Source organism: Streptococcus devriesei DSM 19639, assembly GCF_000423725.1.
GTDB classification, from domain to species: domain Bacteria; phylum Bacillota; class Bacilli; order Lactobacillales; family Streptococcaceae; genus Streptococcus; species Streptococcus devriesei.
Genome location: NZ_KE384084.1, coordinates 417,984 through 439,337, shown reverse-complemented (window position 1 = coordinate 439,337; position 21,354 = coordinate 417,984). Strand labels below are relative to the sequence as shown.

Here is a 21,354-nt window from a genome sequence, read left to right as displayed (position 1 = left end):
AGAAATAACGCAGAAAGAGGAACTACTATGCAAGAACCTGTTACAAACCGTAAATACTTATTTCAAGAGATTTTTGCCATTGTTGTTTGGTTTATTTTATTTGGCTTAACGGTTAATCTTGGCCTTTCTCATGATTTGCTGAGTTTATATTTTGATGAGAGCGGCATGATTGTTGGCGGTGTACTGCTTAATTTTCTGGGGTTAATCGTTCTCGCAGTCACTCATCGCAGTTGGACGCAGGACTTAGTAGCAGTCAGACAGAAAAGTATTTACTTGCTCTATCTTATCCTCTTACTGGCCGGTATCAGCACACTGCTGCATTACCACTGGACTGGTTTGCCGGCGGTTTACTATTTACTTTTTACGACAGTATCTGTCATTTGGCAGGATTATATTACCTTTGGCCTCTTGCAAAATTACTTGCGTCAGTACCTGTCTTTCAAGCTGACTTTAGGCTTATTGCCGATTTTATTTCTTCTGGCTCATTTTTGCTATGTTTCACAATTTGCAGCTAAACCTCTGGCTCTTTTATTGACCGGTCTGATGGCTGTCTTTTTTACTTATTTGAGAGAAAAGACGCAAACTCTGCATGGTCTGTTTTTTTGCCATCTGCTTTTTTATTTTTTAACGGCTTGAAAATTCTTTGGATAATTTTGGGATTAGGAGAAAACAGCCAAATTCTTAGTTAAGTGGTCTAAATTGTAAAAGGAATAGTGATATTACATTAAAAAGGAGTCAATATGTCACGCAGTGAAAATGTTATTTTAACCAATATGTGCCTGATTGAAGATGGAAAAGGCAATGTTGTTATACAGTATCGTGACCCTAAGCGCTACGCTTGGTCAGGGGCAGCTTTGCCGGGAGGCCATATTGAAGCTGGAGAATCTCTGCATGCTTCGGTTGTTCGTGAGATTTTTGAAGAAACTGGTTTAACTATTTTTAATCCCAGCTTGGTTGGTATGAAACATTGGCACACCAAAGAAGGGATTCGTTACCTTGTTTTTTTATATTGTGCCGATGAATTTGAAGGGGAAATTCAGTCATCCGATGAGGGAGAAGTGCGCTGGGCAGCGCGTGAGGAACTGCCTCGCATGGATTTGGCCTATGATTTGCTCAATCTGCTGCGCGTCTTTGAAGAAGAGGAGCTCTCAGAACTTTTTTACAGTGAACGTTTGAAAGACGATTTTGTGAGAGAATTTTGGTGAAATCTAACAGCTGTTTAAATTCGGCAATCGGAGATTGAGATCGATATTGAATTTTTATAAAAAAATACTTGACAAATGTATAAATATAAAATATAATAATCCTATCTTAATAAAAATAGAAGTTGAGGATTGTTATGAAATTAGCTAAAAAAGTGTTAGTGGGAGCCTTTGCTGCTTTATCTTTGGTCAGTCTTGCCGCCTGTGGCTCTTCATCTAAGGATAATTCTTTGAAAAAAATCGAGGACAAGGGAAAGCTCGTTGTTGCCATGAACCCTGAGTTTGCTCCGTTTGAATTTAAAACCTTAGTCAACGGTAAAGATACCATCGTCGGAGCAGATGTTGAGATTGCTAAAGCTATCGCCAAAGAACTGGATGTCAAAGTCGAATTTTCGGCCATGTCGTTTAACAATGTCCTGTCAAGTGTTCAGTCAGGTAAGGCGGATATTGCGATTTCAGGCATTTCGGCAACCAAAGAACGTCAAAAAGTATACGATTTTTCAGAAACCTATTATGAGTCTGTCAATGTGGTCATTGTCAAGAAATCTGAATTAGCCAAATACAAGAAAACCGATTCTCTGAAAGGCCTCTCCGTAGCCACTCAAAAGGGAAGTATTCAGGAAGATGTTGCCAAAAAGCAATTAACAGGTGCCAAAATTATCTCTCTCGTTCAAAATGGTGAGATGATCAATGAATTAAAATCGGGCCAGGTTAACGGCGTTGTTTTGGAAAAGCCGATTGCAGAAGGCTATGTGGCTAAAAACGGTGATTTAGCCATTGCCGAGATCAAGCTAAAATCCGGCTCTTCTGATTCCTATGCTGTTGCCATGCCTAAGGGAAGCAGCGCTCTTAAGAAAAAAGTTGATAAAGTCATCAAGAAGCTGAAGAAATCTAATAAAATTGACAGTTTTGTGAAAGAAGCCTATAACTTGTCTGTTTCCAGCAAAGAATAAAAATGTTATACTTATGCAGCCCTCGGCAGGTGTTTAAAAGCCTGCTGAGGGTTTTCTGCTATTAATGAGAAAACGGAGGCGGAGTTCTTAATTTCTTAGCATTGACAAGTGCCTGCTTATTAAGTATTATCATATGTAGGAAAATAAAAGGAGTCAAGATGAAATTACCACGTTTTGGAGTGGAAGAATGGCTGAATGTTCATGAAAAGGATGCCCTCTATGATATTGCCGGTGTATCTATCTCGGCTTTGACCTTGGAGGAGCTTTTTGAGCTGACACACCAAGATCTGAGCACTTTTTTTCAGGAACTTTCCCGAAAAAAGCTGGACTACGGCTGGATAGAGGGTTCGCCCGAATTCAAAAGGGAAGTCTGCGGGCTTTATAAGACCATTCAGCCTGAGCAGATTTTGCAGACCAATGGTGCAACTGGTGCCAATATGCTGGCGCTCTACGCCCTAATTGAGCCTCAGGATCACGTTATCTCAGTCTACCCCGCCTATCAGCAGCTCTATGACATTCCTAAATCTCTCGGAGCAGAAGTGGATTTGTGGCAGATTAGAGAGGAAAACAATTGGCTGCCGGATTTGGATGATTTGCGCAGGCTGATCCGTCCCAATACTAAAATGATCTGTATCAACAATGCCCATAATCCGACAGGAGCCATTATGGACGAGGCCTATTTGCAGGAATTGGTTGCTATCGCTGAATCCTGCGGGGCCTATATTCTGTCCGATGAGGTTTATAAATCATTTTCTAATCAGCGAGAAGCTCCAGCCATTGCTGATTTATACGATAAGGGCATTTCAGTTGACAGTCTGTCAAAGGCCTACTCTCTGCCCGGTATACGTGTAGGCTGGGTGGCTTCAAATAAGGAAGTAGCAGACGTTCTCAGGGACTATCGCGATTATACCATGATTTGTGCCGGTGTCTTTGATGATATTCTGGCTGCCTTTGCCTTGAAAAACCGTCGGGTCATTATGGAGAGAAATCAAAAGATTGTCAGCGAAAATCTTAGGATTTTAAACCATTGGCTGGCTGAGGAACCGCGAGCTCATGCTATCCTGCCGGATCATGTTTCCACTTCGCTGATTAAGCTGGATGTACCGCTTCCCATTGAAGATTTTTGCAAACAGCTCTTATCAGACTATGGTGTGCTGCTTGTTCCGGGAAACCGTTTTGATCTTGAAGGCTATGTTCGCCTAGGCTACTGCGGTGACAAGGACATTTTAAAAACGGGCTTGTCAAAATTATCCCAGTGTTTGAGGCGCTTCAATTAATAAAAGGTTATAAAATTTATAACAGAATAATCAAATAGAAAAGAGAAAAAAATGACACTTAAAAAATTATTGCTGACCTTCCTGAGCCTTTTGGCTGTGGTTGCTTTAACTGCTTGCGGCGCTTCCAATGCGAAAGACATGCAGGATAAAGTAAAAGAAAAGAAAAAACTGGTTGTTGCTGTCAGTCCGGACTATGCACCATTTGAATTCAAAGCTCTGATCGACGGCAAAGATACTGTTGTTGGGGCAGACATTGAATTGGCAAAAGCAATTGCTGATGAGCTGGACGTCAAATTGGAAATATCATCAATGAGCTTTGACAATGTTCTTTCCAGCTTAAAGACAGGAAAGGCTGATATCGCTATTTCCGGTCTGTCTTATACCAAAGAACGCGCCAAAGCCTATGATTTTTCAGATGCTTATTACAAGACAGAAAATGCTATCTTAATCAGGAAGTCTGATCTTGCTAAATATCCATCGCTGGCTGCCTTCAGCAAGGCCAAAGTGGCTGTTCAAAAGGGAACGATTGAAGAAGGCTTGGCCAAGGAACAGCTTAAGAAATCAAATATCACTTCTCTGACGTCAATGGGTGAAGCGGTTAATGAATTGAAATCAGGTCAAGTTGATGCTATCGATTTGGAAAAACCAGTAGCAGAAGGTTATATTTCTCAAAACAGTGACCTGATTCTGGCAAAAGTTGCCTTGAAAACAGGTGAAGGTGATGCCAAAGCTGTTGCGCTGCCGAAAGACAGCGGCAAATTAGTTAAGACAGTGAATAAGGTTATTAAAAAGCTTAAAAAAGAAGGTAAGTACAAACAGTTTATCAGCGATGCGGTTAAATTGACCGGCCGGCAGGTTGATTAAGAATACTGATTTTTAGATTTGGTTTTCAGCGTTCTTGAAAATAAATTTTAAAATAGCCTGAAAATGCCTTGACATTTATTTCCACATTCTTGTATAATGTTTAAGAACGTGTAAATGTTACAATGAAATTGAGGGGAGTGAGATACATGTCAAAGACTGTAGTGCGTAAAAATGAATCACTTGACGATGCTCTTCGTCGTTTCAAACGTTCTGTAACTAAAGCTGGAACACTTCAAGAATCACGCAAACGTGAATTCTACGAAAAACCTTCTGTAAAACGTAAACGTAAGTCAGAAGCAGCTCGCAAACGTAAAAAATTCTAAAGTGATTATTATTGAAAAACTGGAACAGCGTTTCAGTTTTTTGTTTTGCTGTCAATTCAGCTGAAATGAGGCATTAGAATTTAACCCTCATGAGGTAATGGAAATTTTGACGGTAATTTATTTATCTTGCACCTATAAATACTAAATAAATAAAATCATAAAAAAAACAGCCCTGATTTAGGCTGTCTTTAGTTTAACAAGGAAAAGAAAGACAACGTTGATTGTTTAATCAAGGCTGTCTTTCAATTTTTTACTTTTGTTTTTCTAACAGGGCTTTAATGTCTGCCAACAGTTCAACTTCAGTAGGCTCAGCTTCGGCAGCATCTTCTTCAGCTTTTTTGCTGATTGCCATAGCATGATTAGCAGCTTTAACAACGAAAAAGAGTGTTATTCCCACAATCAAGAAGTTAATGACAGCACTTAAGAAATTACCGTAAGCAACGCCATTCCATGACAGTTCAGCAATCTTGTCGACACCGGCAGCTTTCAAAGCAGGGTTCAAGAAGAGCGGTGTGATGACATCTGAAACGAAGGATGTGATAATAGCATTGAATGCTGCCCCCATAACAACGGCTACAGCAAGTTCAAGGACACTTCCTCGGAACAAAAACTCTTTAAGTTCTTTAATCATTTCTTTTTTTCCTTTCTTATTATTAGTTACTTATTATACGGGAAAAAGAGGTATTTGACAATATATGTGCTTCACTTTTTTCAAAAATATGATAAAATTGAAATGCTGTAAAAAATATATTTTCTGAAGGGAAGACAATGGGAAACAGAAGACATAAGCGAAAGGGACTAGTTCGGAAAAGCGAAATCATCGTATTAACTATTTTTGTTTCATCAGCTGTTTTGCTGCTGGCGGCAACTAATTCTTTAGGGGTTCTGGCCAAAACTCTGCATCTAAAATCTGTCGGGATCGTTCTTCCTTTTGTCAATAAGGAAGCTGAGCAGAAATCACAATATTCTTCCGGCCAAAAGGTTCAAATTAAATCTGGTGAAAAGCTGGCTGATTATCAAAATTGGATCGGAACAGTCAAGAAAGTAAAAACGACGGAGACCTCACAGCGAAAGACAGCATACATCTATGACGTTAAGTTTGGCAATGGACGGACCGTAAAACACGTTAGTGAACAAGATTTAGCAAAAATCAAGAAATCACGATACCGTCAGGGTCAGGTTGTTAAGTTAACATCGTCAGCCAAAGAGAACTTAGACGGTCACAGTTTGGCTGATTATCGGGCATCAGCCGGCCGAGTTGAGCAGGTTTCTTACAATCACAGCAGTGCTGCCGGCGGTTACAAATATGATATTACCTTTGATGACGGCGGAAAAGTCACAGATATCCAAGAAGGGGATCTGGACACTGTTTATCAGGTTAAGTTAAAAGCAGAAAACAGCGCCGCTCAAAACAATGACGTTCTAAGACAGGCCTTTGCTTATGCTAAGGAGCATCCGGGCACCATTTTAAGCCTGCCTAGCGGTAAATTTAAGATCGGCAGTCAAACACCTACAAAAGACTACATTACCTTGGCTTCTGACACAGAAATCAGAGGCGACAATACGACACTTCTGGTTGAAGGAGTGGCCTGCTGGTTTGCCTTGGCAACTGGTCCTCGTGCCACTGACGGGGTCAAAAACTTCACCATGCGCAATCTTAACATCAAGGCCAGTGACTTGGATAAGGGCAACCATTTTATGGTTATGGCTAACCACGGTGATCACTGGCGGGTTCTGAACAATAGTTTTACCATGGTTCATAAAATGGGCAGCCATGTTTTTGACATGGGAGGTCTGCAAAATTCCAGTTTTAAAGGTAATCAATTTACAGGCTATGCTCCTGAGCTGGTTAATGCCAGACAAATTGATGCCAATCTTTCCCTTCATGATTACTATTCTGAGGCTATCCAGTTAGACGCTTCAAGTGATAATGGTGTATGGGACGGCGGTTTGCTCAAGGGCCTTGACCCTAATTACAGCGCCCACAATAAAGACAGACAGCTCAGCAGAAATATTGTGATTACTGATAATTCCTTTGTTCCTTATTATGACAGCAAGGGCAATATCAAAGCCTACAGCGGAAGTGTCGGTCAGCATTCTTCCGATGTAGGACCGATTAAGATTTACAATAATCTGTTCAGCAACACTTTGGTTGATCGCCTTAATATCAGTGAGAAAAATAAGCTTTGGCTGTTTAAAGCCATTCACTTAAAGACAGAACGCAAAGGCACTGTCTATGATAACGATATAGATTGACAGCTGCTCTTAACATATCCTAATAGAGGCACTCTCTGACTTGGTCGCAAAGACCAAACCAAGAGGGTGCTTTTGTGCTCTTTAATTTACAAAAAGTCCTAAAAATGTTATAATGAAAAGCAACGCTAAAATAGGGATTTTTATGTGGAGGTGATGATTTCTGGCTATCGATAAGGAAATGATTAACGACATTAAAAACAGCGTCAATATTGTTGATGTCATTGGCGAAGTTGTCAGCCTTTCACGGGCTGGCCGCAATTATTTGGGCCTTTGTCCCTTCCACAAAGAAAAAACGCCCTCCTTTAATGTCATTGAAGACAGGCAATTTTTTCACTGTTTTGGCTGCGGCCGTTCAGGAGATGTCTTTAAATTTATAGAAGACTATCGTAATATCAGCTTTTTGGAGAGTGTTCAGGTGCTGGCCGACCGCGCAGGAATTAATATTACGGTTCAAGACAAGAGTCAGGAAACAAGGCAGGAACACCCCAACCAAAGGTTTTTCAACATCAATGAGGATGCCAGCAAATTTTATCAGGCCGTTTTAAAGACGACTAAGATAGGTGAAACAGCACGGCAGTATCTTTATGAAAGGGGACTGACGGATGAGCTGATTGATTATTTTAAGATCGGTTTAGCTCCGGATGAACATGATTATCTTTATCAGGCTATGCTGAAAAAATATGATGAAGATACCATCATTAATTCTGGTCTTTTTAATTTGTCTGACAGCAACACTGTTTATGACGCCTTCCAAAACCGCATTATGTTCCCTTTGACAGATGAGTTTGGTCACATCGTCGGCTTTTCAGGCCGGATTTGGACGAAGGCAGACATTGCTAAGAAACTGGCAAAATATAAGAATACGCGTGCAACGGCTGTTTTCAACAAGTCTTATGAGCTCTATCATTTGGATAAGGCCAAAGCGGTTGCCAAGAAAGAACATGAAATTTACCTGATGGAAGGTTTCATGGATGTTATCGCTGCCTATCGTGCGGGCATCAGCAATGCTGTGGCTTCCATGGGAACAGCGCTGACACCTGAGCATGTCAAGCATTTAAAAAAATTCACTAAAAAAGTCATTTTGACTTATGATGGTGACAGTGCCGGGCAGAATGCCATTGCTAAATCCTTGGCCATCCTGTCGGACATGGCGGTGGAAATCGTCAGGATTCCCGGTCAGATGGACCCTGATGAATTTATCAAGGAACATTCTGCGGAAGATCTGAAAAAACTGCTGACGCAGGCCAGAATCAGCAGCGTTGAATTTTGGCTCCACCACCTAAAACCTGAAAACAGTGATAATCTGCAGGCGGAGATTGAGTATGTGGAAAAAATGGCGAAAATCATTGCCGCTTCTCCTTCGATTACTGCTCAGAATACCTATATCAATATGGTGGCTGAAATTCTGCCGGACTTTAATTACCAGCAGGTAGAGCAGGCTGTTAACAATGAGCGCCTTCAGACACGTTCGCAAAGAAGTGAACAGACGCTCAGCCAGCCAATCAGGGTAGACCTGCCCATGAGTAAGCATCTGACGGCTGTAGCTAAGGCGGAAAACCAGCTCTTTCATCGGATTCTCCACCATGATTATCTGTTAAATGAATTTCGCAATCGGGATGATTTTACCTTTGAAACTCCGGAATTGCAGGAACTTTATCAGCTTTTAAAAAGCAAGGGTGAATTGAATGCCTATGATTTGTCCCAGCTTCCTGAGGAACTTCAAAAGGCTTATTACCGTGTTTTAGAGGAAAATCTCCCTGAGGAGATTGCCGAGGGTGAAATCAGGCAGCTCGAAGAGCAGAGAGACAAATACCTGCAGCAGCAGGAAATGCGCAAACAAAGCAAAACCATCCGTGAAAACAGCAATCACGGGGACATAGATACTGCAGTTGAGGGCTTAGCAGCTCTCATCGCTCAAAAAAGAAATATGGAATAGAGGAAAAATGGCAAGTAGTAGTAAAAAAACATCAAGCACCTTTAATGTTCAAGTAGCAGATTTTATTCGCAACCATAAAAAAGAAGGGGTTGCAATTGACGATGAAGTTACTGAAAAACTCGTCATCCCTTTTGAACTTGAGGCTGAGCAAATTGATGATTTGCTGGAACGTTTGACTGACGGCGGCATCTCTATCACTGACAAAGACGGCAATCCTTCGTCGAAATATGCAGTTGAAGAAATTAAACCTGAAGAGCTGACCGATGAAGAACTGCTGGGAAGCAATTCTGCCAAGGTCAATGACCCTGTACGCATGTACTTAAAAGAAATCGGCGTTGTTCCTCTTTTGACCAATGAAGAAGAAAAGGAACTGGCTATTGCGGTTGAAAATGGTGACCTTGAAGCTAAGCAGCGTTTGGCAGAAGCCAACCTGCGCCTGGTCGTCTCCATCGCTAAGCGGTATGTCGGCCGCGGCATGCAGTTTTTGGATCTTATCCAGGAAGGCAACATGGGCTTGATGAAGGCGGTTGACAAGTTTGACTACTCTAAGGGATTTAAATTTTCAACCTATGCCACTTGGTGGATTCGTCAGGCCATCACGCGTGCCATTGCCGATCAGGCTCGCACGATTCGTATTCCGGTTCACATGGTGGAAACAATTAATAAATTGGTGCGCGAACAGCGCAACCTTTTACAGGAATTAGGTCAGGACCCAACGCCTGAACAAATTGCAGAGCGCATGGATATGACTCCGGATAAGGTCAGAGAAATCCTGAAAATCGCTCAGGAACCCGTGTCTTTGGAAACACCAATCGGTGAAGAAGATGACAGCCATCTGGGAGATTTCATTGAAGACGAAGTAATCGAAAACCCGGTAGATTACACAACGCGTGTTGTGCTGCGCGAGCAATTGGATGAGGTGCTTGACACACTGACTGATCGTGAAGAAAATGTTCTGCGTCTGCGCTTTGGTTTAGATGACGGCAAGATGCGTACACTGGAAGATGTGGGCAGAGTGTTTAATGTCACTCGCGAACGGATTCGCCAGATCGAGGCAAAGGCACTGCGCAAATTACGCCATCCGAGCCGCAGCAAGCAGCTGCGTGATTTCGTTGAGGATTAAAAGGAGAGGCAGCCATGGCAGAAAGAAACTATACTCCCGAAGAAGTCACAAAGATTAAAGACAGAATTCTGGAAGCTTTGGAAATGGTTATCGACCCGGAACTGGGCATTGATATTGTCAATCTAGGACTTATCTATGATATCCGTTTTGAGGATTCAGGCCATACCGAAATTGATATGACTCTGACAACGATGGGCTGTCCTTTGGCAGATTTGCTGACTGACCAAATTTATGATGTTTTAAAAGATGTGCCTGAGGTTCTTGATGTTGATGTTAAGCTAGTTTGGTCGCCGGCCTGGTCGGTAGATAAAATGAGCCGCTATGCACGGATTGCTTTGGGCATTCGCTGATCAGCTGCACAAAAATTTTAAAACAAGGGTCTGAAAGAAGCGTCAGTAAGGCTGACCTAGCTGAAAAAGGCTGATAGAGTCAGCGCTTTTTCTGCCGCTGCCGCGGTAAAGAGAATATTACTTTTTCACAGATCTTCAGGCCCTGTGTCGGAAGAATTGCTGTCTTTTTAGGCAATACATTTTTAATGAAACACGGGCTAAAATCCTAGTAAAAAAGATAAACGTCCTTGTGTCTTAGCGACACAGCATCGGTTTCCTATTTTTATACGGATTTCTTCACGCCCTTTGTATCTTAATTAAAGGAGAATACGAATGATTTTAATCACAGGAAGCAATGGTCAATTGGGAACGGAATTACGCCATCTGCTTGACGAACGTAATGAAGAGTATGTAGCCGTAGATGTTGCAGAAATGGACATTACGAATGCGGAAAAAGTAGATGAGGTTTTTTCACAAGTACAGCCCAGTCTGGTTTATCACTGCGCAGCCTATACGGCTGTTGATGCAGCAGAGGACGAAGGAAAAGAGCTGGATTACGCTATCAATGTGACAGGAACTGAAAACATTGCCAAGGCCTGTGAAAAATATGGTTCAACTCTGGTTTATATCTCCACGGACTACGTCTTTGACGGTCAAAAGCCTGTCGGACAAGAATGGGAAGTTGACGATCAGCCGGATCCAAAAACGGAGTACGGCCGCACCAAGCGTCTGGGCGAAGAAGCTGTGGAAAAATACGTCAGCAACTTCTATATTATCCGTACTGCTTGGGTCTTTGGAAATTATGGGAAAAACTTTGTCTTTACCATGCAAAACTTAGCTAAGACCCATGATACACTGACTGTTGTCAACGATCAGCACGGCCGTCCGACTTGGACCCGCACCTTAGCTGAATTTATGACCTATTTGGCTGAAAATCAAAAAGAATTTGGCTACTATCACCTTTCAAATGATGCAGCAGAAGATACCACCTGGTATGATTTTGCCCGTGAAATTCTGAAAGATACAGATGTTACGGTCAAACCTGTTGACTCCAGTCAATTCCCTGCCAAAGCTAAACGTCCTCTCAATTCAACCATGAGTCTGAAAAAAGCAAAAGCAACCGGTTTTGTCATCCCGACTTGGCAGGAAGCCCTGCAGGAATTTTACAGACAAGATGTGAAAAAATAGGATGAAAAAACGTCTTAATTAAATCTTTATAATATTGTAAATGGCAGCAGGCTTAAGCCTGCTGTTTCTTTTCGCAAAATTCTCTGAAATATGCTATAATAACATGTATTGTATTGTTAAAATGGGGGAATAGAGTTTGCGTCATGTATTCATCATCGGAAGTCGAGGATTGCCCGCGAAATACGGCGGCTTTGAGACTTTTGTAGAAGAATTAGTTAAAAACAGGCAGTCACAGGATCTGACTTACCATGTGGCCTGTCTCAGTGAAACTGACCACCATAAGCATTTTACTTATTTGAATGTTGATTGTTTTACCATTAAGGCACCTAAATTGGGACCTGCCAGAGTGATTGCCTATGATATGATGGCTATCAGCTACGCTTTAAAATTAATAAAGGCCCAAAATATTGCAGCCCCTATTTTTTATGTGTTAGGCAATACAATAGGTGCTTTCATGGCTCCCTTTGCTAAAAAGATTAAGAAGGCAGGCGGCCGATTTTACATCAATCCGGATGGTCTGGAGTGGCGCCGATCCAAATGGTCGCGTCCTGTGCAGTCTTATCTGAAATATGCTGAAAAGTGCATGACAAAGACGGCTGATCTGGTTATTTCAGATAATATCGGGATTGAAGATTATATCAAGCAGACCTACCCTTGGTCAAAAACGGCTTTTATTGCTTATGGAACTGATTTGACGCCATCCGGACTGGATGAAAAAGCGACTAAAGTTCAAGATTTCTATGAGCAATGGACACTCAAAAGCAAGGGTTACTATTTGATTGTTGGCCGTTTCGTGCCGGAAAACAACTATGAGACGGCTATCCGGGAATTTATGGCATCGGCAAGTAAGCGCGATCTCGTCATTATCTGCAACCATGAAGGAAATGCCTATTTTGAAGAATTGCAGCAAAAGACCGGCTTTAATAAGGATGCTCGTGTTAAATTTGTCGGAACGGTTTATGATCGTGCTCTGCTGACTTATATCCGTGAGCATGCTTTTGCTTATATTCATGGGCATGAAGTCGGCGGAACCAATCCTGGCTTGCTTGAAGCCTTGGCGCACACTGATCTGAATCTTGTCTTAGGTGTTGATTTTAATCGTTCAGTTGCGCGGGATGCTGCTTGTTATTGGACTAAAGACACAGGCAGTCTGGCGCATTTGATTGAGCAGGTTGACGGACAAACGGATTTTTCAGCATACGGTCAAAAGGCTAAGGACATCATTTGCAGCCATTATACCTGGGAAAAAATTGTAGGAGAGTACGAGGACTTGTTTTTGCATGAAAGTTAATATTGTAATGTCTGCCTACAATGGTCAGGAGTTTATCGCAGAGCAGATTAGAAGCATTCAGCAGCAGACCTTTAAGGATTGGAAACTGCTGATTCGCGATGATGGCTCAACTGATGAAACGCCTAAAATTATTGCAGACTTTGCGCAGCAGGATCCGCGTATTCATTTTATAAATGCTGCTGAACGTACGAACTACGGTGTGATTAAAAATTTTTATACGCTGGTTAAATATGAAAAGGCTGATTATTACTTTTTAAGCGACCAGGATGATATTTGGCTGCCTAATAAATTAGAACTGTCGCTGGCAGAAGCTCAAAAATATGACAGCAAGAAGCCTTTGATGGTTTATACTGATTTGAAGGTCGTTGATAAAAAGCTGCAGGTGCTGCATGAGAGCATGATCAAGACACAGTCTCACCATGCAAACAAAACATTGCTGCAGGAATTAACCGAAAATACAGTAACCGGCGGTACAGCCATGTTTAACCATGCCTTGGCTGAGAAATGGACCGTTTGCGAGGGTATTCTCATGCATGACTGGTACTTAGCATTGATTGCTGCCGCTTTGGGAGACTTGGTTTATTTGGACACTGCGACAGAACTCTACCGCCAGCATGAGAGTAATGTTTTGGGAGCGAGAACCTGGTCTAAGCGTTTTAAAAACTGGCTGCAGCCCCATAAGCTGCTCGCTAAGTATTGGTGGCTGATCTCGTCCAGCCAAAAACAAGCTGCTTATTTATTAGCTCTGGATTTGCCGCAGGAGAAGCACCAGCTGGTGACGGCCTATCTTACTTTGCTCAATCAGCCTTGGCTGCGCAGACGGCGTGCTCTTAAAACGTATGGTTTTGCTAAAAATCGAGCCTTTCATACCCTGATCTTTAAAACCTTAATTACAACAAAAATCGGCTATAGTCATTATCTAAAAAACGGCTATCAGCCATAGGAGAATATCATGGACTTACTTAGTAAGAAAAATCGAATCCTACTAAAAGAACTCATTAAAACAGATTTCAAGCTGCGCTATCAAGGCAGTGTTATCGGCTACCTTTGGTCGATTTTAAAACCGCTCTTGCTCTTTATGATCATGTATCTGGTTTTCATTCGCTTTCTGCGTTTGGGAGGAGACGTGCCTCACTTCCCTGTAGCGCTCTTGCTGGCTAATGTCGTCTGGTCCTTCTTTATGGAAGCCACCAGCATGGGAATGGTCTCTATCGTCACCCGCGGTGATTTGCTGCGCAAGCTGAACTTTTCAAAATCGATTATTGTCCTTTCAGCGGTGTGCGGAGCCTTGATTAACTTCGGCATCAATTTGATTGTTGTGCTGATTTTTGCCTTGGTCAACGGTGTTCATATCGGCTGGAATGCTGTCTTTTCCATCCCGCTCTTTTTCGAACTCTTCATCATGGCTTGGGGAGTAGCTCTTCTTTTGTCAACTCTCTATGTTAAATTTCGGGATATCGGTCAAATCTGGGAAGTTATTCTTCAAGCGGGTATGTATGCAACCCCGATTATTTATCCCTTGACCTTTATCACGAATCAGGGAGCCAAAGGAGTGCTGGCCGGTAAAATCATCATGCTCAATCCTCTGGCGCAGATGATTCAAGATCTGCGTTACCTCTTGATTGATAAGGCCAATCTGACCATCTGGCAGCTGATTAATCACTGGTGGTATTACGCTATTCCTTATGTACTGCCCTTTATTATTTTTGGCATAGGATTAGTCGTTTTCAATCGTAGTTCTAAGAGATTTGCGGAGATTCTATAATGACGAAAGACAATAATATTGCAGTAAAAGTTGACCATGTCAGCAAATATTTTAAGCTGCCTGTCGAATCAACAAACAGCCTGCGCACAACTTTGGTCAACCGATTTAAAGGTGTTAAAGGCTATAAGAAGCAGCACGTTCTGCGTGACATTAATTTTGAAGTTGAAAAAGGTGATTTCTTCGGAATTGTCGGCCGAAACGGCTCGGGCAAGTCCACACTGTTAAAAATCATTTCACAGATTTATGTACCTGAAAAAGGCTCGGTGACGATTGATGGGAAACTGGTTTCTTTCATTGAGCTGGGAGTCGGCTTTAATCCTGAGCTGACAGGCCGTGAGAATGTCTATATGAACGGCGCCATGCTGGGCTTTTCAACGGAAGAAGTAGATGCCATGTATGATGACATCGTGGAATTTGCTGAACTCAAAGAATTCATGAACCAAAAGCTTAAAAACTATTCCAGCGGGATGCAGGTTCGTCTGGCCTTTTCAGTTGCCATCAAGGCGCAGGGAGACATTCTGATTCTTGATGAGGTCTTGGCCGTCGGCGATGAAGCCTTCCAGCGTAAGTGTAATGACTACTTTATGGAAAGAAAAGAAAGCGGCAAGACAACTATCCTTGTAACCCACGATATGGCAGCAGTTAAAAAGTACTGCAACAAGGCTGTCTTAATTGATGATGGCTTGATTAAAGCTTACGGTGAGCCATTCAACGTTGCCAACCAATACAGTTTTGACAATACGGACAAGGTTGTTGATGACAATGGTGAGACGATTGAGGCTGACAGCGACAAAGAACAAATCACACACGTTGAAAATTTAGCGCTGAAGCTCTTGTCTGATAATCCGATGACGCCCAAAGATAAGATTAGGTTTGAAATTTCCTATGATGTGCTCAACGACGTTCCGACCTATATTGCCCTGTCACTGACAGATATAGACCGCAATATCTGGGTTTACAATGATAATTCCATGGATTATAAAACATCAGGTGCCGGCCATAAATCGGTCATCTATGAATGTGATATTGCCCATCTGAATGATATCAAATTAAAATTGGAAGTGACCGTTCGTGATGACGACAATCAGATGCTGGCTTTCTCTGATGCTAATCAGACACCGATTATTGTTGTTCACCGTGACGATATTGAGGCGGATGATCTTTCAGCCTTGGACTCGGCCAGCGGTCTTTATCAGCGCAATGGCCAGTGGCAATTTGGATAAGATAGGGAAGACGTATGAAGGTTTCCATTATTTGTACTAATTTTAATAAGGGAGATTGGATCGCGGAAGCTATGGACAGTTTTCTGGCTCAGCAGACAGATTTTCCTTTTGAAATTATTGTCGTTGACGATGCTTCAACCGATCAGTCACCGGATATTATGCGGCAGTATGGCGAGCGCTATTCTGATAAAATAAGGCTCTTTTTCAACGAGACTAATAAAGGGATTGCGAGAACCTGGATTGATATTTGTAAAGAAGCTAAGGGAGAGTACATTGCCAGATGTGACGGCGATGATTACTGGACGGATAAGCTAAAACTCCAAAAACAAGTCGAACTTTTAGAAGCATCTCCGGAGTCCAAATGGTCTAATACGGACTTTGATATGGTGGATTCAAAGGGTTCACTCATTCATGAAAATGTCTTGAAAAACGGCATTATTCCTTTCATGGATTCCTATGAAAAAATGCTTGCTTTAAAAGGCATGACCATGGCGTCCACCTGGCTTGTGGAAACGCAGCTGATGTTAGAGGTCAACAGTCAAATTGACAGCCATGCGGTTGATGACACCTTCAATATTCAGCTGGAATTGTTCCGCAGGACCAAATTAGCCTTTTTAGAGGATTCAACGACCGTTTACCGAATGGACGCTGAATCCGACTCCCGAACAAAAGATTCCGCCAAGATAGGACAGCGCTTTGACAAACTTTTAGCCACACAGCTGGAGTATATCGCGAAATACCCTGACAGTGACTATAAGAAGGTTTTAGAGTTTTTACTGCCTCAGCATAATGAATTTGAAAAAGCCTTAGCTCAAAAAGGTGAGAACAGCTGGCACAACCAGCAGATTACCATTTATCTGGATCGCGGCCGGGAAGAGGCTTTTTCAGAAGACGACTGTCTGCATTTTCCTTTGGACTATTCAGGAAGTCACCAGCTGGTACTTGCAGAAGATGTTCAAAAGATCCGTGTTGACCTGTCTGAAATACCAAGTTATTATCGCCGGGTTTCCTTGGTCAATACCCAATTTGGTACGGAATTGCTGCCGGCTTGGACCAATGCGAAAGTGATTGGCGAAGCTTACTATTTCACAGCTCCTGATCCTCAGATTATCTATGAGATTCCTGAGCAGAAGGGCAGAGAATTTCAGCTGACCTATGAGTGGTTCAATGCTGACAGGCCTGATCAGCCCGATTTTGTTGCTAATCATTTGGCGAAAGAGCTGGAGTCAGCGAGAACTGAATTAAAAGAATTACTGCCTTATAAATATCAGTACCAGCAAGCCGCCTCTGATAGGGATCACTATCACAAGCAGCTTAACGAAATGATTAATCGTTATAATGCGGTTATTTATTCCCGCCGCTGGCGTATTCCGACAAAAATTATCAATCTATTCAGGAGAAAGAAATGAAGCGTCTGCTTTTGTATGTCCATTTTAATAAATATAACCGCCTCAGCTCCCATGTCATCTATCAGCTGACACAGTTAAGACCGCTGTTCTCAAAAATTGTGTTTATCTCAAACAGCGAACTTGCTTCAGCGGACTTTGAACGGCTGAGAGAAGAGCATTTGATGGATCATTTTGTTCAGCGTCAAAATTCCGGTTTTGATTTTGCGGCATGGCGCGACGGTATGGCTTTTATCGGCTTTGATGAGCTAAAAACCTATGATTCCGTTACGACAATGAATGATACCTGCTTTGGTCCGCTTTGGGATATGGCGGCAGTCTATCAGAAATTTGAAGCAGACGAGGCCGTGGATTTCTGGGGATTGACCAATAACCGTGCAACCAAAGCCTTTCGTGAGCACATTCAAAGCTACTTTATTTCTTTCCAGAAGCCTGTTATCAACAGCAGTGCTTTCATAGAATTTTGGGAGAATGTCAGAGAGTACCAAGATGTTCAGGAGGTCATTGCTCACTATGAAACACAGGTGACAACCGTTCTTTTGGATGCTGGTTTCAGATACGGTGTGGTTTTTGACACACGTGAGGAAGATGCCAGCCAGCTCCTGCATGCTGACTTTTCTTACTATCACCCGACAGCTATTTTAAACCACAAGGTTCCTTTTATTAAGGTTAAGGCCATTGATGCCAATCAGTCTATAACACCTTATCTTTTGAATGACATTGAGAGAAGGTCATCTTACCCTATTGATCTCATCGTTTCTCACATGTCAGAAATTAATTATCCGGATTTCAGTTATCTGCTGGGTCATAAGTACATCAAAAGAAAACCCGTTGCTGACTTGAGCGCTCAAAAGATTGCCGTTCATCTTCATGTGTTTTACGTGGATTTGCTGGAAGAATTTTTGAGCAGTTTTACCCATTTTCATTTTGCCTATGATTTGTTCATCACAACAGATCAGGAAAGTAAAAAAGAAGAGATTGAGGACATCCTGCATCAGCACAGCGTTCAGGCGGAGCTCTTTGTGACAGGCAATATCGGCCGCGATGTGCTGCCCATGCTCAAATTAAAAACAGAGCTGTCTCAGTATGATTACGTCGGTCATTTTCATACCAAAAAATCCAAGGAAGCCGACTTCTGGGCAGGTGAATCTTGGCGCACGGAACTGATCAGCATGCTGATTAAACCGGCAGACACCATTCTTTCGGAGTTTGTCCGCAATCCTAAAATCGGTCTGGTTATTGCAGATATTCCGACTTTCTTTCGCTACAATAAGATTGTTACCGCTTGGAATGAGCACTTGATCGCACCGGAGATGAATGAACTGTGGCAGAAGATGGGAATGAGCAAGACTGTTGATTTTGAAACTTTTCAAACCTTTGTCATGAGTTATGGTACTTTTGTCTGGTTTAAATACGATGCTTTAAAGCCGCTTTTTGATTTAGATCTGACAGATAAAGACGTGCCTTCAGAACCTCTGCCGCAAAATTCCATCCTGCATGCGATTGAGCGGCTGTTAGTCTATATCGCTTGGAATGAGCACTACGACTTTAGAATCTCTAAGAATCCGGTTGATTTGACACCATTCATCGATAATAAACTGTTAAACGAACGCGGGAATTCAGCACCGAATACCTTTGTTGATTTTAACCATATGGGAGGAATAAAGGGAGCTTTTAAATATATCTTCATCGGACCGGCCAGGGCAGTCAAATATATTATCAAACGCTCTCTGCAAAAGATAAAATCATGAAAAACGATCTGAAAAATATTAATTGGTCTAAGATTATAAATTTCATAATATTGATAATTTTAACTTTTTTTATCAATTTTTATACTGTTAATCAAAGTATTTGGGAAGGAATAAAAGATTTAAATAAGATCTTTCAAGGTCATGAAAGTGTAGCAACAACCTTCTTTATATTATCTGTTTTAGGAATTTCTTTTTATCTAATTGGTCATTTAAGTTGGAAATTTATTTTAAAGCTTTTTAGTGGGTACTTTCTATATTTGCTTATTTCTTATTTTCTTATTATTACAAGAAATTTGAATAATAGAAATTTTGAAGTTTGGAATATAGTTGAAAATAACTTTTGGCAGTCTAATTTCCTACCAGTCATAATTTTTATGACTATAATAGCTTTTTTAGGAAAATTAATAGTGGAGAAACTTCTGCCAAAATTTAGAAAAAGCTCAACAATTTCTTTTGAGTTTTATAATAATAAATTTTTATTATCTATTATTTTTTCTTCAGTATTGTTAAATGATAAATTATCTATAACAACATTACATAAGCTATTTTTGACAAAATATGATGATTTATATAGTCAGTCAACATTAATCTTTTTTTTAACTATCTTTTATTCACTTTTGCTTTATCAAATATCAAAAGGATTAGAGGACTTTAAGAAAAAAGAGGCTACCTATTCACTTTGTATTTTGACGAGTTCATTATTTGCTATAATATTTAACTATACATTACAAATGGGAGTGGCTAAGCAAGGGGAGCTGATGGAAATGTATGTATTTCCAGCAGCGACTACTTTCCAAATAATAGTAATATTTGTCCTTTGTTTATTTGTTTACTCTCTACTAAATAATTACATCATTGCAACTGTTGTTAATATGACTTTCTGGATTATTGTTTCTATAGTGAATTTTTTAAAACAGGATATGCGTAATGAGCCGATGCTTCCATCAGATTTTGCATGGATTAAGCAGATTGATCTAATCATGCAATTTATTAATGTACAGATAGTATTTTATGCTCTTTTTATGTTACTATTAATAGTAGTGATTGGTTATTTTTGTTTTAAAAAAGAACTTTTTCATAATAGAATAATTAAAAAGAAACGATTTTGGTTATTAACAAACTTAATAATTGGGTTCTTTATTTTCTCAACTTTAAATGTTTTTGCTTCAGAAAAAAATAAGCAAATACCAACTGATATTCCTATTATTACCCAATTAAATAATAATTATAATGTTTTTTGGATGGGGACAACAACACATGCTAGTTATAGATCGTTGATGTTTGTATGGGTTAAACAATTGACTACTCCTGTGATGGAGATGCCAAAAGGTTATAGTAGAGAGAAAATTGATCATATTTATAAAAAATATGAAAGTCTCTCAAAAGACATAAATAAAGGAAGAGTTAATAATATTCAAGATCAGACAGTTATCTATGTTTTAAGTGAAAGCCTTTCGAATCCTAAAAGAATTGATGGGGTACAGCTATCAAAAAATATATTACCTAATATTGATTCATTAAAATCCACAAATACAAGTGGTTTGATGAAATCCGATGGTTACGGTGGCGGTACTGCAAATATGGAATTTCAAACATTGACCAGTTTACCTATGTATAACTTATCCCCTAGTATTTCAGCTCTCTTTACGGATGTTTTTCCTAAAATGCCTTATGTTCCTTCTATAAGTAATCTATATAAACCCAATAATAGATTGGTGATTCATTTAGGGGATGCACAAACTTATTCTCGAAAAAATGTTTATAAAAAATTGGGGTTTAATAAATTTATTGCTAGTAAAAATGGAGACGAAAATGTCAAAAATTTTGTTCGTAAAGGTCTCTTCCCCAGTGATGAATCAACTTATTCTACAGTATTAAATAATATAGGAAATGGAAATAAATTTATTTCAGTAATTACTTATCAAAACCATGTTCCTTGGAGCTATTCAGATCCTTCTGATGTTTATGGTAAAGGAAAAAACTTCTCTGACGATCAGAACAATCAATTATCAAATTATGCTAGATTGCTTAACAATACTGATAATTCTACATTAAATTTTTTAAATGAATTAAAAAAATTAAAACAAAAAATAACAGTTGTTTTTTATGGAGATCATTTGCCAAGTTTTTATCCTCAAAGTGCTTTTAAAAATAATCCGAATATTCAATATGAAACAGATTATTTCATTTGGAGTAACTACCCTACTAAGAAATTGACTTATCCGTTAGTTAATTCCAGTGATTTCTCGGCGGAATTGCTGAAGCAAACGTCTTCTAAAGTATCTCCTTATTATGCTCTATTAACAGAAGTTCTCGATAAATCAAGTGTTGATAAAGAAAAATTGACAAAAGAACAGCAAAAGACTGCAAAGGATTTGCAAATGGTTGAGTATGATTTAATCTCTGGTAGAAAGTATTTAAAAGATAAGTCTAGCTTTTTTAGAATACCTAGATGAAAGAGGTAAAT

General features: G+C 40.4%; 19 protein-coding genes. 18 read left to right on the top strand and 1 reads right to left on the bottom strand.

What is annotated here, in order from left to right; genetic code table 11:
• Positions 1-27 precede the first annotated feature (27 nt).
• From G573_RS11530 to rpsU, 6 genes are all read left to right on the top strand, one after another.
• Positions 28-636 carry a CPBP family glutamic-type intramembrane protease gene (locus G573_RS11530; protein WP_027976281.1) on the top strand — a complete coding sequence of 203 codons (609 nt, stop codon included), beginning with the start codon at positions 28-30 and terminating at the stop codon, positions 634-636.
• Between the two features lie 104 nt (positions 637-740).
• A complete protein-coding gene (locus G573_RS0108225) occupies positions 741-1,205 on the top strand; it encodes an 8-oxo-dGTP diphosphatase (protein ID WP_027976280.1) in 465 nt (154 codons plus the stop codon).
• 134 nt (positions 1,206-1,339) lie between these two features.
• Positions 1,340-2,155, top strand: a complete 816-nt coding sequence (locus G573_RS0108220; RefSeq protein WP_027976279.1) for a transporter substrate-binding domain-containing protein — start codon at positions 1,340-1,342, stop codon at positions 2,153-2,155.
• 158 nt (positions 2,156-2,313) lie between these two features.
• The gene (locus tag G573_RS0108215; protein ID WP_027976278.1) at positions 2,314-3,432 is read left to right on the top strand and encodes an aminotransferase; all 1,119 of its coding nucleotides are present in this window, start codon (positions 2,314-2,316) and stop codon (positions 3,430-3,432) included.
• 51 nt (positions 3,433-3,483) lie between these two features.
• Entirely contained in the window at positions 3,484-4,296 is an 813-nt protein-coding gene (locus tag G573_RS0108210; RefSeq protein WP_027976277.1) for a transporter substrate-binding domain-containing protein, read from the top strand.
• A 146-nt stretch (positions 4,297-4,442) separates the two neighbouring features.
• Positions 4,443-4,619 carry a 30S ribosomal protein S21 gene (rpsU, locus tag G573_RS0108205; protein WP_000048058.1) on the top strand — a complete coding sequence of 59 codons (177 nt, stop codon included), beginning with the start codon at positions 4,443-4,445 and terminating at the stop codon, positions 4,617-4,619.
• A 250-nt stretch (positions 4,620-4,869) separates the two neighbouring features.
• On the opposite strand, the gene mscL is transcribed toward rpsU, so the two are convergent.
• Positions 4,870-5,250 (bottom strand): large conductance mechanosensitive channel protein MscL, encoded by a 381-nt coding sequence (mscL, locus tag G573_RS0108200; protein ID WP_027976276.1) that lies wholly within the window; start codon positions 5,248-5,250, stop codon positions 4,870-4,872.
• A 137-nt stretch (positions 5,251-5,387) separates the two neighbouring features.
• Here mscL and G573_RS0108195 point away from each other — a divergent pair, with 137 nt between their 5' ends.
• The 12 genes from G573_RS0108195 (at position 5,388) to G573_RS0108140 (ending at position 21,343) form a co-directional block, all read left to right on the top strand.
• Positions 5,388-6,875 carry a hypothetical protein gene (locus tag G573_RS0108195; RefSeq protein WP_027976275.1) on the top strand — a complete coding sequence of 496 codons (1,488 nt, stop codon included), beginning with the start codon at positions 5,388-5,390 and terminating at the stop codon, positions 6,873-6,875.
• A gap of 178 nt (positions 6,876-7,053) precedes the next feature.
• The gene (dnaG, locus tag G573_RS0108190; protein ID WP_051175736.1) at positions 7,054-8,811 is read left to right on the top strand and encodes a DNA primase; all 1,758 of its coding nucleotides are present in this window, start codon (positions 7,054-7,056) and stop codon (positions 8,809-8,811) included.
• A 7-nt stretch (positions 8,812-8,818) separates the two neighbouring features.
• The gene (gene rpoD / locus G573_RS0108185) at positions 8,819-9,934 is read left to right on the top strand and encodes an RNA polymerase sigma factor RpoD (RefSeq protein WP_027976273.1); all 1,116 of its coding nucleotides are present in this window, start codon (positions 8,819-8,821) and stop codon (positions 9,932-9,934) included.
• A gap of 14 nt (positions 9,935-9,948) precedes the next feature.
• Positions 9,949-10,284, top strand: a complete 336-nt coding sequence (locus tag G573_RS0108180) for a metal-sulfur cluster assembly factor (RefSeq protein ID WP_027976272.1) — start codon at positions 9,949-9,951, stop codon at positions 10,282-10,284.
• A 312-nt stretch (positions 10,285-10,596) separates the two neighbouring features.
• On the top strand, positions 10,597-11,451 hold the full coding sequence (rfbD, locus tag G573_RS0108175; RefSeq protein WP_027976271.1) for a dTDP-4-dehydrorhamnose reductase: 855 nt from the start codon (positions 10,597-10,599) through the stop codon (positions 11,449-11,451).
• 136 nt (positions 11,452-11,587) lie between these two features.
• Positions 11,588-12,742, top strand: coding sequence for a beta 1-4 rhamnosyltransferase Cps2T (gene cps2T / locus G573_RS0108170; RefSeq protein ID WP_027976270.1), 1,155 nt, complete (start codon positions 11,588-11,590; stop codon positions 12,740-12,742).
• The gene (locus tag G573_RS0108165) at positions 12,732-13,685 is read left to right on the top strand and encodes a glycosyltransferase family 2 protein (RefSeq protein ID WP_027976269.1); all 954 of its coding nucleotides are present in this window, start codon (positions 12,732-12,734) and stop codon (positions 13,683-13,685) included. The genes cps2T and G573_RS0108165 overlap by 11 nt, the downstream gene beginning before the upstream one ends.
• A 9-nt stretch (positions 13,686-13,694) precedes the next feature.
• Positions 13,695-14,507 (top strand): ABC transporter permease, encoded by an 813-nt coding sequence (locus G573_RS0108160; RefSeq protein ID WP_027976268.1) that lies wholly within the window; start codon positions 13,695-13,697, stop codon positions 14,505-14,507.
• Positions 14,507-15,730, top strand: coding sequence for an ABC transporter ATP-binding protein (locus tag G573_RS0108155; protein WP_027976267.1), 1,224 nt, complete (start codon positions 14,507-14,509; stop codon positions 15,728-15,730). Before G573_RS0108160 ends, G573_RS0108155 begins: the two co-directional genes overlap by 1 nt.
• A gap of 14 nt (positions 15,731-15,744) precedes the next feature.
• Positions 15,745-17,139, top strand: a complete 1,395-nt coding sequence (locus tag G573_RS0108150; protein WP_027976266.1) for a glycosyltransferase family 2 protein — start codon at positions 15,745-15,747, stop codon at positions 17,137-17,139.
• Positions 17,136-18,887 (top strand): rhamnan synthesis F family protein, encoded by a 1,752-nt coding sequence (locus tag G573_RS0108145; RefSeq protein WP_027976265.1) that lies wholly within the window; start codon positions 17,136-17,138, stop codon positions 18,885-18,887. The genes G573_RS0108150 and G573_RS0108145 overlap by 4 nt, the downstream gene beginning before the upstream one ends.
• The gene (locus G573_RS0108140) at positions 18,884-21,343 is read left to right on the top strand and encodes an LTA synthase family protein (protein WP_027976264.1); all 2,460 of its coding nucleotides are present in this window, start codon (positions 18,884-18,886) and stop codon (positions 21,341-21,343) included. Before G573_RS0108145 ends, G573_RS0108140 begins: the two co-directional genes overlap by 4 nt.
• Positions 21,344-21,354: the final 11 nt, after the last annotated feature.

What these genes read in the sequence shown, in the direction of transcription:
- G573_RS11530 (WP_027976281.1), top strand. Translation starts at nt 28, where the DNA reads ATGCAAGAACCTGTTACAAACCGTAAATACTTATTTCAAGAGATTTTT.
- G573_RS0108225 (WP_027976280.1), top strand. Translation starts at nt 741, where the DNA reads ATGTCACGCAGTGAAAATGTTATTTTAACCAATATGTGCCTGATTGAA.
- G573_RS0108220 (WP_027976279.1), top strand. Translation starts at nt 1,340, where the DNA reads ATGAAATTAGCTAAAAAAGTGTTAGTGGGAGCCTTTGCTGCTTTATCT.
- G573_RS0108215 (WP_027976278.1), top strand. Translation starts at nt 2,314, where the DNA reads ATGAAATTACCACGTTTTGGAGTGGAAGAATGGCTGAATGTTCATGAA.
- G573_RS0108210 (WP_027976277.1), top strand. Translation starts at nt 3,484, where the DNA reads ATGACACTTAAAAAATTATTGCTGACCTTCCTGAGCCTTTTGGCTGTG.
- rpsU (WP_000048058.1), top strand. Translation starts at nt 4,443, where the DNA reads ATGTCAAAGACTGTAGTGCGTAAAAATGAATCACTTGACGATGCTCTT.
- mscL (WP_027976276.1), bottom strand. Translation starts at nt 5,250, where the DNA reads ATGATTAAAGAACTTAAAGAGTTTTTGTTCCGAGGAAGTGTCCTTGAA.
- G573_RS0108195 (WP_027976275.1), top strand. Translation starts at nt 5,388, where the DNA reads ATGGGAAACAGAAGACATAAGCGAAAGGGACTAGTTCGGAAAAGCGAA.
- dnaG (WP_051175736.1), top strand. Translation starts at nt 7,054, where the DNA reads ATGATTAACGACATTAAAAACAGCGTCAATATTGTTGATGTCATTGGC.
- rpoD (WP_027976273.1), top strand. Translation starts at nt 8,819, where the DNA reads ATGGCAAGTAGTAGTAAAAAAACATCAAGCACCTTTAATGTTCAAGTA.
- G573_RS0108180 (WP_027976272.1), top strand. Translation starts at nt 9,949, where the DNA reads ATGGCAGAAAGAAACTATACTCCCGAAGAAGTCACAAAGATTAAAGAC.
- rfbD (WP_027976271.1), top strand. Translation starts at nt 10,597, where the DNA reads ATGATTTTAATCACAGGAAGCAATGGTCAATTGGGAACGGAATTACGC.
- G573_RS0108165 (WP_027976269.1), top strand. Translation starts at nt 12,732, where the DNA reads ATGAAAGTTAATATTGTAATGTCTGCCTACAATGGTCAGGAGTTTATC.
- G573_RS0108160 (WP_027976268.1), top strand. Translation starts at nt 13,695, where the DNA reads ATGGACTTACTTAGTAAGAAAAATCGAATCCTACTAAAAGAACTCATT.
- G573_RS0108155 (WP_027976267.1), top strand. Translation starts at nt 14,507, where the DNA reads ATGACGAAAGACAATAATATTGCAGTAAAAGTTGACCATGTCAGCAAA.
- G573_RS0108150 (WP_027976266.1), top strand. Translation starts at nt 15,745, where the DNA reads ATGAAGGTTTCCATTATTTGTACTAATTTTAATAAGGGAGATTGGATC.
- G573_RS0108145 (WP_027976265.1), top strand. Translation starts at nt 17,136, where the DNA reads ATGAAGCGTCTGCTTTTGTATGTCCATTTTAATAAATATAACCGCCTC.
- G573_RS0108140 (WP_027976264.1), top strand. Translation starts at nt 18,884, where the DNA reads ATGAAAAACGATCTGAAAAATATTAATTGGTCTAAGATTATAAATTTC.